Raw genomic sequence first — 7,963 nt, forward strand, 5'->3', positions numbered from 1 at the left:
GCAGGTGGGTAGGTGGAGACAGAGCTCCGCCAACAGCATTCATGGTGTGACCGATCCATCCTCGTGGCATGACACAACGTCAACGAGGGTGGTATCTGGCTACGGTCGACGCATGGACGACCTCACAGTGGCGGGACCGCGCCGGAATTGCACCGACTTCCCATTACCTCGATGATGACGTCAGAACCATAACGGACCGCGGTCACCATTCTCGACACCGGATCAAGATTGCGACCCGATCATCGATCTCGCGTGCCGTACGACGGCTTCCGTTCGCACTCGAAGTTCTTCGGGTGAATCCGATTCCAGCACAACCCGATGCACCTGGCTGTCCACGGCAGTCACGGTCAGCCGCGACGTCAGCAACGCATCGTCCGCACTGAAACCGCGGCTCTGCAAGTACTCCGAAAAACCCAGTACCAGTTGCCGATTCATTTTTTCGACCTGCTCGATGAGCTCGCGCGTACGCGGAACCTGATCGTAGAGCAGGTGAAAGAACTCTCGTGGCTTACTGTTCACTTCGACAGCGCACTCCACCAACATCCGGACGGCCTCGTCCGGGGTGAGCTCACGCTCGACGATGTCGGCATGGCAGAGCGCAAAACTCTCCCGCGCAGCACTCACGTGACGGTTCGCCAACTCCGAGAGGATCTCGTACTTGTCGCCGAAATATTGGTAGAGCGAGCCCACCGACACCCCTGCTTCGTCAGCGATCCGGTTGGTGGTCGCTGCCATGGCTTCCGAAGCGAAAACGCGAGTAGCTGCCTCCAGGATCGCGTCGTAGGTAGCCCTCGAGCGCTGCTGGGAGGGCCTTTTCCGCCGAGTCGACACGGTCCTCCGATGCGAGTTGTCAGCCGCGACGCCGATACCGAGAATTGTGTAGGTGACCAGCGCCGATTACTCGAAGTTTATGCCCGACCGGTACACCGACCACATGCCGGCGCCGACCCCGACGTGGTGGGAGTGGAACGGCAACACCGTCCACGTCGCACGGGCAGTGGTTCCAGACGCGCCGGTTCGTGTTCTCGGCATCCACGGCGCCGGCGGCTACTCGGGCGCGTTGTGGCCGTTCGCCGGGATCGGCGTGAAACTCGGAGCCGAAGTCCTCTTCCCTGATCTTCCGCTGTACGGCGACACCGTCGTAGCCGATCCCGCCGGCGTCCGGTACGAGCAGTGGGTCGATCTCCTCTGCGATCTCGTCCGGGCCGAGAAGGCAGCCGACGATCGGCCGCTGGTGTTGTTGGGAGCCAGCATCGGCGGTCTGCTGGCCTACGAGGTAGCCGCGCGGACCGGTCTGGCCGACGCCGTCGTCGCTACCTGCCTGCTCGATCCCTCGGATCCATCGGCCAGAGCTGCCGCGGCGCGGTTCGGCCCGATGGGTGTCTACGGCGCTCCCCTGATGCGGCGCACCGAACGACTGGTGGGCCGTATCCGCGTGCCCATCCGTTGGGTCGCCGACGTGGCGAACATGAGCAGCAATCGGGAGCTCGCAACGCTGTGCGCAACCGATCCGCGCGGTGGCGGTGTTCGGGTGCCACTCGGATTCCTCAGCAGCTACTTCTCGTTCGAGCACACCGCACCCGAAGCATTTCGGACGACGCCCGTTCTGCTCACCCACCCGGCCGACGACCGATGGACGCCACCCGAACTGAGCCTGCAGTTCCTCCGCCGCATCAACGCACCCACCGAATTCGTGATGCTGGACGGGTGCGGGCACTTTCCCGTCGAAGAGCCGGGCCTGACGCAGTTCCACGACGCCGTCGCCACACTGCTGCACTCCGTCGCCGAGCGTCACCGCACGAAACCGTCGTCACCCGCCTAGCCTGAGAATCGTGAGCACCGAAACGGAAGCATCGGCCGACGAGAGCACCACGACGGTCGTACTGGCGTTTGCGGCGAACGCGCTGATCGCCGGTGCCAAGACGGCGGCCGCCATCGTCACCGGATCTGCATCGATGGTCGCAGAGGCCACCCACTCCTGGGCCGATACCGGCAACGAAGTGCTGCTGCTGATCGCGAACCGCCGCTCGAAAAGGGTTCCCGACCGAGACCAGCCACTCGGCTACGGCCGGGAGGCATACATCTGGTCGATGTTCGCCGCTCTCGGACTGTTTGCACTCGGCGCGGGTGTCTCGATCACTCATGGCATCCAGGAACTGTTCCATTCCGAACCGGCGTCCGACTTCGGTGTCGCCTACGCCGTCCTCGGCGTCTCGTTCATCCTCGAAGGCATCTCGTTCCGGCAGGCGTACAAACAACTCCGAAACGAAGCGTCCGCCGTGAACCGCGACGTCATGACCCAGGCACTCAACACATCCGACCCGACGACTCGGGCCGTGTTCGCCGAAGATGCTGCGGCACTTATCGGTTTGGTCATCGCGTTCGTCGGTGTTCTGTTGCACCAGGTCACCGGTTCACCCATCCCCGACGCCCTCGGCTCCATCTTCGTCGGCATTCTCCTCGGGGTCATCGCAATCATCCTGATAGATCGGAACCGCCGCTTCCTGGTCGGCGAAGAGGCCTCACCGACGCTGCGGGCAGCAGCCGTCGAAGCTCTCACCCAACTGCCCGAGATCAACCGAATCACGTTCCTGCGTATGGAATACCTCGGGCCGCGACAGGTCTACCTGGTAGCCAGCGTCGACCTGGTCGGTGACTACGCGGAATCCCGTGTGGCCCACACGTTGCGCGAACTCGAGCGCTCACTCGAGCAGAGCCCACGTGTCGTGCGGGCGATCCTGACCCTCTCGACCCCCGAAGAACCGTCGATCACAGTCTGAACTTCCGGCCGGGCGATAGGCTCGGGCGATGCGCACACTGATCGTGATTCTGGCGGTTCTGGGATTTGTAGTCGGGGGAATTCCCCTGGTGGGCAGTCTGATCGACGTGATTACCAGCCCTGACGAGACCATCGTCTATCAGGGTTCCTACGTACCGTTCCGGGACGTGCAGATGGCTCGGGACTACGAGTCGACAATAGCCACCGCCTACGAACCCTTAGACGGACCGCGCTGGCTCGTCCTGGCCTGCTATCCCTTGATCGGAGCAGCATTGGGCGCTGCGACGGCCGTCGTACTGGGACGTCGCGGGTGGCACCTGACGCGAGCCTGAACAGACGCCGACGGCCACCCGCCGTCTACACGAGGGTGGCCATCGAAGAAGGAGTGCTTCAGATGTACATCGCCGGATCGATGTAGCTGTTCGGGTCCACCAGTTTTTCCTTGGTGGTCCGTGGCCGCGCCACCGCCGGGATACCCGTCGCGATGGATTCGGCCGGAACATCTCTGGTGACAACGGCATTGGCGCCGATAGCGCTACCTTCACCGATGACGACAGGTCCGAGGATCTTGGCACCAGCGCCGACGGTTACCCGATCACCCAGCGTCGGGTGACGTTTGACCTGTTCGAGCGAGCGACCACCGAGAGTGACGCCGTGATAGAGCATCACGTCGTTACCGACCTCGGCCGTCTCCCCGATCACGACGCCCATGCCGTGGTCGATGAAGAACCGTCGACCGATGGTGGCACCGGGATGAATCTCGATGCCGGTGACGAAGCGTGTCAGCTGCGAGAGCACTCGCGCCGGGCCGCGTAGCGCAGGGACGGCCCACATGCGATGTGCAACCCGATGCGCCCAAATAGCATGCAGCCCTGAATAAACGAGCGCGTTCTCCACATTGCTGCGCGCGGCAGGATCCTGACCGCGCGCAGCCTGCAGGTCCTCGCGAATTGTCCCGAGGATACTCACAAGTCTCAGTCCCGGATGTGTTCGAACAGCGGGGTGGAGATGTAACGCTCGCCGAAGTCACACACGACAGCCACGATCAGCTTGCCGGCGTTTTCCGGACGCTTCGCCAACTCGAGTGCTGCCCAGACGATGGCGCCGGACGAGATGCCGCCCAGGATGCCTTCTTTGGTGCCGAGTGCGCGAGCGACCTCGATGGAATCGGGGAACGAGACGTCGATGATCTCGTCGTAGATCTCGCGATCGAGGACGTCGGGCACGAAGTTCGCGCCGATTCCCTGGATCTTGTGGGGGCCGGGCTGGCCACCGTTGAGGATCGGCGAGTCGATGGGCTCGACGCCCACGATCTTGACCTCGGGCTTGTACTTGCGAAGGGTGCGTCCGACGCCGGTGATAGTGCCGCCGGTGCCGATGCCGGACACGAAGATGTCGACGGCGCCGTCGGTGTCGGCCCAGACCTCTTCGCCCGTCGTTGCCTCGTGGATGGCCGGGTTGGCCGGGTTCGCGAACTGGCTGGCCGAGACAGCGTTCTCGGTCTGCTCGACGATTTCCTTGGCCTTGGCGACCGCACCGGCCATGCCCTCGGATCCCGGGGTCAGCACGATCTCGGCGCCGTAAGCACGCAGCATCACGCGACGCTCGGTGGACATGGTCTCGGGCATGGTCAGGATGACCTTGTAGCCGCGAGCAGCACCGACCATGGCGAGTGCGATACCCGTGTTACCGCTGGTTCCCTCGACGATGGTGCCACCGGGCTTGAGTGCACCGGACTTCTCGGCGGCGTCGATAATCGCCACGCCGATCCGGTCCTTGACGCTGTTGGCCGGGTTGTAGAACTCGAGCTTGACGGCGACCTGTGCGTCCAGGCCCTCGGTCAGACGGTTGAGCCGCACGATCGGGGTGCGCCCGACCAATTCGGTCACGTTGTTGTAGATCCCGCTCATATCTGGTCCTCCTGAGGATCGAGTGTGTCGACCCGCTCGCTGATCACTGCTTTACGGCTGAACTGCATAACGGCTGAACTGCTTAACGGCTACAGGCAAGGGCATACAGACGACCGATGCCGCATCGGTTCATCAAATTGAACCAATGCGGCATCAGGCCACTACATACGGGGGCGGTTTATCAGGCCAACCGCTGCTTCAGAGCTTCGAACTCGTCGCGAATGCCGGTCGGCAGCTTCTCGCCGACGAAGTCGAACCACTCTTCGATGAGCGGGATCTCGGCCTTCCACTCGTCGATGTTGACCGCGAGAGCCTCGGTGATGTCGGCGTCCGACACGTCCAGGCCTTCGATGTCGAGTGCCGATCCGGTGGGAACGACGCCGATCGGGGTGTCGATACCGGCAGCCTTGTGCTCGATACGCTCGACGATCCACTTCAGGACGCGAGAGTTCTCGCCGAAGCCTGGCCACAGGAAGCGTCCGTCGTCGCCGCGGCGGAACCAGTTGACGTAGAAGACCTTGGGGAGCTTGGACGCGTCCGCGGACTTGCCGAGGTCGATCCAGTGCTGGAAGTAGTCACCGACGTTGTAGCCGAGGAACGGCAGCATTGCCATCGGATCGCGGCGAACCGTACCGACCTGGCCTTCGGCTGCTGCGGTCTGCTCGGAGCCGACCGTTGCACCCATGAAGACGCCGTGCTGCCAGTCGCGAGCCTCGGTGACCAGCGGAACCGTCGTCTTGCGGCGGCCGCCGAACAGGATTGCCGAGATCGGCACGCCCTTCGGGTCGTCCCACTCGGGAGCCATGATCGGGCACTGCGACATCGGGGTGCAGTAACGCGAGTTGGGATGAGCCGCATGGGTGCCCGACTCGGGCGTCCACTCGTTGCCCTTCCAGTCGATCAGGTGCTGCGGGTCGCCTTCGAGGCCTTCCCACCAGACGTCACCGTCGTCCGTCAGAGCGACGTTGGTGAAGACCGTGTTGCCCTGGTCGATGGTGCGCATGGCGTTGGGGTTCGACGACCAGTTGGTGCCGGGAGCCACGCCGAAGAAACCGAATTCCGGGTTGACGGCGTACAGCTGTCCGTCCTCACCGAAACGCATCCAGGCGATGTCGTCACCGAGGGTCTCGGCGCGCCACCCGGGGATGGTCGGCTGGATCATCGCGAGGTTGGTCTTGCCACAAGCGGAGGGGAATGCCGCCGCGATGTAGTAGGCCTTGTCCTCGGGCGAGATGAGCTTGAGGATGAGCATGTGCTCGGCCAGCCAGCCCTCGTCGTGCGCCATTGCCGAGGCGATACGCAGCGAGTAGCACTTCTTGCCCAGGAGAGCGTTTCCGCCGTAGCCGGAACCGAAGCTCCAGATCTCACGATCCTCGGGGAAGTGGGTGATGTACTTGGTGTCGTTGCACGGCCACGCGACGTCTTCCTGGCCTTCGGCCAGCGGAGCGCCCAGCGAGTGCAGCGCCTTGACGAAGAACCCGTCGGTGCCGAGCTTGTCGAGAACCTTGCTGCCCATGCGGGTCATGACGCGCATGGAGACGACGACGTACTCGGAATCGGTGAGCTCGACGCCCAGCTTCGGGTCCTCGGCGTCGAGGGGGCCCATGCAGAACGGCACGACGTACATGGTGCGTCCACGCATGCAACCGCGGTACAGGTCACCCATGAGGGTGCGCATCTCCGCCGGGTCCATCCAGTTGTTGGTGGGACCTGCGTCGATTTCTTCCTTCGAGCAGATGTACGTACGCGATTCGACTCGCGCGACATCGGACGGATCGGAGTTGCCGAGGAAAGAGTTCGGCTTCTTCTCGTCGTTTAGGCGGGTGAAGGTTCCTGCCTCGACCAACTTCGTTGTCAGTCGGTCCCATTCTTCGTCCGAGCCGTCTGCGAAGACGACGCGATCAGGCTGGGTGAGTTCGGCAACCTCTTGCACCCATGCAAGCAGTTCCTTGTGCTGCGTGGGGGGCGTGCCGTCAGTTCCATTGAGACCGGGAATGGTCGCTGAGGTCATCAAACTCTCCTGGGGTGAGCCGGAACCGGGTTCTCGTGACACCGGATGCGAACTGCAGCGCCCCGATACCAGTCGATCCCGGTGTCCCCCTCTCGACGGGGTCCAGCCGCGTCATCCACTCACGTGGATTTCACGGACGCCGGGTGTCCTATGTATTGAGGTTAACGCTGGCTGTTCACCTGCAGGTAATCGGGTGCGGTCAGAAATGTCACAGAAACGATTCAGTTGGTGTGTTCAGGTGCCTACCCGGCGCTCAGAGCACATAAACGGAAGCTTTTCAGAGCGCTCCGGCATCGATTTTCTGCCACACGAGGGCGCCTTCGTCGTCTCGACTGCATTCCCAGGCCGAGTAGTCGCCGTCCGAGTCGATCATCGTGAGGCGATCGGCGCTACCGTCGCGATCGAAATCGGACACGATCACGACGGCGTCGTCGGAGTGGACGACACGGCTGTCGACCGTTCCGTCACCGTCCAAGTCGAAGGCGTCGAAGTTCAGGTCGCCGGCATCGACCGGTCCCGACGCGGGCCCGAAGGCCTCGGGCTCGATACGCCCAGGATCGAGCGCTTCGGCTTCGTGCCCGTCGATGTGTCCGGCCGTGATCAGAAATGCGTCCATTACTCCCCCTACTGGATGGTGACCTACTGCTTCGGCAACCCCTACCGAAACCGTCCGCTCAGTATTACCAGACCCCGACGATCAGTCGAGGCCGAAATTGCGGCACTGTGGAGAACTCTGCACTCGCGAAATGATCAGTAGGCGGCGTTCAAAACGGCGAGGTCGCGCTCGCACGACGCGAGCTGACCCGATCTGGCCGCGGCGAGCTCACGAAGTTCACCGTCGATCTCCACGATTCGGGCCTGCGCCGACGCCACCTGCTCGCGGCTCTCCGCCATGATCGCCGCTCCCAGATCCGCCTCGGCCTCGAGCAGAACACTCTGGACTCGCTGCTCCCACTGTGCGCGAACCGTCGACATCGATTCGACGATCCACGACCTGGAGTAGGCACGATCCGCCGTCAGCCCGCGAGTTCGCGCCAACCACCACGCCGCGGCGCCACCCAGAATCAACGTCACGGGGATACTTGCGAACTCCAAGGCCGGAATCATTTCCAGCGGAGTCACTGCGATACGGCCGAGGCCGAGACCCGCGGACGCGCCGACAAGAATTGTCACCCGGTCCTCGTTTCCGCGCTGACGGCGCGGCGGGCCCTCCGGAATCCGTGGGGAAGGCATGTATCCGGTCGTGCCCGCCACTTCCACCGC

General features: G+C 63.4%; 8 protein-coding genes, 1 pseudogene and 1 riboswitch. Of the genes and pseudogenes, 3 read left to right on the forward strand and 6 right to left on the reverse strand.

All coding sequences use genetic code 11. The annotated features are described in order from the left end of the window. Positions 1-70: 70 nt before the first annotated feature. A riboswitch (cobalamin riboswitch) is annotated at positions 71-206 on the reverse strand. 16 nt (positions 207-222) lie between these two features. Continuing rightward, positions 223-831, reverse strand: coding sequence for a TetR/AcrR family transcriptional regulator (locus ACYP01_RS09745; protein WP_073511967.1), 609 nt, complete (start codon positions 829-831; stop codon positions 223-225). A 52-nt stretch (positions 832-883) separates the two neighbouring features. Between ACYP01_RS09745 and ACYP01_RS09750 the strand changes: the two genes are divergently transcribed. The 3 genes from ACYP01_RS09750 to ACYP01_RS09760 are packed head-to-tail and all read left to right on the forward strand — an operon-like array spanning position 884 to position 3,111. Further along, positions 884-1,822 (forward strand): alpha/beta hydrolase, encoded by a 939-nt coding sequence (locus ACYP01_RS09750; RefSeq protein WP_007734503.1) that lies wholly within the window; start codon positions 884-886, stop codon positions 1,820-1,822. Positions 1,823-1,832: 10 nt separating this feature from the next. Then, on the forward strand, positions 1,833-2,780 hold the full coding sequence (locus ACYP01_RS09755) for a cation diffusion facilitator family transporter (RefSeq protein ID WP_042452614.1): 948 nt from the start codon (positions 1,833-1,835) through the stop codon (positions 2,778-2,780). A 28-nt stretch (positions 2,781-2,808) separates the two neighbouring features. Beyond that, positions 2,809-3,111, forward strand: coding sequence for a hypothetical protein (locus tag ACYP01_RS09760; protein WP_459679689.1), 303 nt, complete (start codon positions 2,809-2,811; stop codon positions 3,109-3,111). Between the two features lie 58 nt (positions 3,112-3,169). Here ACYP01_RS09760 and epsC read toward each other — a convergent pair whose 3' ends face one another. The 5 genes and pseudogenes from epsC to ACYP01_RS09785 all read right to left on the reverse strand — a co-directional run. Continuing rightward, a complete protein-coding gene (gene epsC, locus ACYP01_RS09765) occupies positions 3,170-3,748 on the reverse strand; it encodes a serine O-acetyltransferase EpsC (protein WP_003945907.1) in 579 nt (192 codons plus the stop codon). Positions 3,749-3,753: 5 nt separating this feature from the next. After that, on the reverse strand, positions 3,754-4,689 hold the full coding sequence (cysK, locus tag ACYP01_RS09770; protein WP_003945916.1) for a cysteine synthase A: 936 nt from the start codon (positions 4,687-4,689) through the stop codon (positions 3,754-3,756). Positions 4,690-4,870: 181 nt separating this feature from the next. Continuing rightward, entirely contained in the window at positions 4,871-6,700 is a 1,830-nt protein-coding gene (locus tag ACYP01_RS09775) for a phosphoenolpyruvate carboxykinase (GTP) (protein WP_003945806.1), read from the reverse strand. Between the two features lie 277 nt (positions 6,701-6,977). Beyond that, on the reverse strand, positions 6,978-7,316 hold the full coding sequence (locus ACYP01_RS09780; RefSeq protein WP_007734497.1) for a DUF6802 family protein: 339 nt from the start codon (positions 7,314-7,316) through the stop codon (positions 6,978-6,980). Positions 7,317-7,450: 134 nt separating this feature from the next. Continuing rightward, positions 7,451-7,963 (reverse strand): annotated as a pseudogene (locus tag ACYP01_RS09785) (hypothetical protein); the annotation flags it as partial.

This window comes from Rhodococcus sp. no. 34 (genome assembly GCF_054589475.1).

What these genes read in the sequence shown, in the direction of transcription:
- ACYP01_RS09760 (WP_459679689.1), top strand. Translation starts at nt 2,809, where the DNA reads ATGCGCACACTGATCGTGATTCTGGCGGTTCTGGGATTTGTAGTCGGG.
- cysK (WP_003945916.1), bottom strand. Translation starts at nt 4,689, where the DNA reads ATGAGCGGGATCTACAACAACGTGACCGAATTGGTCGGGCGCACCCCG.
- ACYP01_RS09775 (WP_003945806.1), bottom strand. Translation starts at nt 6,700, where the DNA reads ATGACCTCAGCGACCATTCCCGGTCTCAATGGAACTGACGGCACGCCC.
- ACYP01_RS09780 (WP_007734497.1), bottom strand. Translation starts at nt 7,316, where the DNA reads ATGGACGCATTTCTGATCACGGCCGGACACATCGACGGGCACGAAGCC.